The sequence below is a fragment of the Clostridium tarantellae genome (genome assembly GCF_009295725.1).
In the GTDB taxonomy this organism is placed as follows: domain Bacteria; phylum Bacillota; class Clostridia; order Clostridiales; family Clostridiaceae; genus Sarcina; species Sarcina tarantellae.
This window is the reverse complement of the sequence record NZ_WHJC01000439.1, coordinates 1-2,027: the sequence shown is the minus strand read 5'-3', so window position 1 is coordinate 2,027 and position 2,027 is coordinate 1. Positions and strand designations below refer to the sequence as shown.

General features: G+C 22.9%; 2 protein-coding genes. One reads left to right on the top strand and one right to left on the bottom strand.

Annotation, left to right across the window (positions count from 1 at the left end):
- On the bottom strand, window positions 1-733 hold a 733-nt coding region (locus GBZ86_RS15370; RefSeq protein WP_152892113.1), incomplete at its 3' end, for a 3'-5' exonuclease.
- A 279-nt stretch (window positions 734-1,012) separates the two neighbouring features.
- Between GBZ86_RS15370 and GBZ86_RS15365 the strand changes: the two genes are divergently transcribed.
- The gene (locus tag GBZ86_RS15365; protein WP_170272287.1) at window positions 1,013-1,975 is read left to right on the top strand and encodes an alpha/beta hydrolase; all 963 of its coding nucleotides are present in this window, start codon (window positions 1,013-1,015) and stop codon (window positions 1,973-1,975) included.
- Window positions 1,976-2,027: the final 52 nt, after the last annotated feature.

Genomic DNA, 2,027 nt, shown 5'->3' with positions numbered 1-2,027 from the left:
GATTAGTACGTCCCATAATATAAGCAAGTTTTATCATAGCTTCTTCATCAGCAGATAGATTTCTTTTATACATTTTTTTAAACTGATTAATTAATGCTTTAGTATTTATTTGTTTTTTTATTTGAGTAATTTTTTTAGATTTATTAGGAGTATATAATATAGGATTTAAATTTATAGATTTATAAATTTTTTTAAAAACTTCCGTAGTATAATATGCATCATTAAATGCATCATGAAATTCATTTTTTATTTGTATATTAAGTAATTGGACTGCATTTTTTAAGCCTATTTTAGAGCCTTTAGGTACATTGAAATATTTAGACGTACAGTTTTGAACATCTATATAATTTTTAGGAAATGAATTAGTATTTATTTTTTGAAATTCTAAATTTCTTAAAAATTCTTTAATATCTGCTAATCCCCATACACATATTACTACATCTTTTTCACCAATAAAGTTTAAAAATTTATTATAAACAGTAAGAAAATTATTACAAAATTTTAATTTCTCATTGGTTATTTTTGTTAAATTTTCTACGTAAGGATGAACATTTGTATATAATGTTGGTTTTATTAAAGAATTAAAAGTTGAAATTAAATTTAGGCTTTCATCAAGTTTTATTGCACCTATTTGAATAATTTCAAAAGGTAATTTAAAATTTGAATTTTTAATTTTTTCTTTATCAGGTATATAAGATTGATTAAATTCTAAGTCATAAATTATATATTTCATTTTGTCACCTACTTGTTTTTGGTAGAGTAATGATTAATTTAATGTAATAATGTGTCTATTTTATTATATGTAGTATTAAGAGAAAATATATTAAAATCCTTTATTTATATAGATAAACATGTTTAAATTATATCTATAGGGGCATGTGTCTGTATAAGCAATGACATATAGTAATTTTGTTTGTAAATTAATTTTATATAATCATTTATAAAGATTAATTGAGATTTTATAGAATATAAAAAATAATAAGATTAAATAAGTTTAGAAGGGATGACAATTATGTGGAAAATATTGTTTGTTATTTTAGTTTTATTTATACTGATAGCAATAAATTTAGTAATTAACTTTGGAATTAAAATGGTTTTAATGGCTAAAAGAAAAGATTCTAAAACTATGATAAAAGAACTTTGGAATAGATTTCAAACAGATTTTACCCAATATGAAAAGTTACCTTATGAAGAAATAACTATAAATAGTTATGACGGATTAAAGTTAAAGGGATATTTTTATAATTTATATCCAAATTCAAATAAAGTAGTGGTAATGAATCATGGATATACAGCTAATCATTTTGTTGAATATCAATTTATTGATGGATTTATTGAAGAAAAATTTAATTTGTTGTTAATAGATATGAGAAGTCATGGAGAAAGTGAAGGGAAATATGCATCTTACGGATATAATGAGTCTAAGGATTTATATTTATGGGTGAAATGGTTAAAAAAGAATAAAGGAGAAGATTTATACATAGGATTACATGGACAATCTATGGGAGCAGCAACAGTTATGTTATATGGAGGATCACACCCAAAAGATATTGCTTTTATAATAGAAGATTGTGGTTTCACCACAGCTAAAGAAGCTGTAGAATTTCAGTTTAAACAAGCAAAAGTTCCAGTTTGGCCATTTTATGATTTGGTTAGATTGAAAATAAAATTTAAATATGGATTTGATTTAAACACTATTTCTCCAGAAGAGATTATTATAAATAGTGAAGTTCCAACCTTATTTATTCATGGAACATCAGACAGAACTGTTCCAGCATGGATGACTAAAAGAATGTATGATAAAAAAAATGGACAAAAAGATAGGTTATATTTGGTAGAAGGTGCAAAGCATATGGAAGCTTGTTGTTATGATAAAGAAGAATATAAAGAAATTTTAAAAGCCTTTATAAATAGTGTAGAAGAAATTAAAAAAGTTGGTATTTTTATGGACAAACAGTACATTAATATAAATTGAAAAATAAAAAATTTAATTTTTATTTTAAAATAGTACATGCCTTATAGAAGAT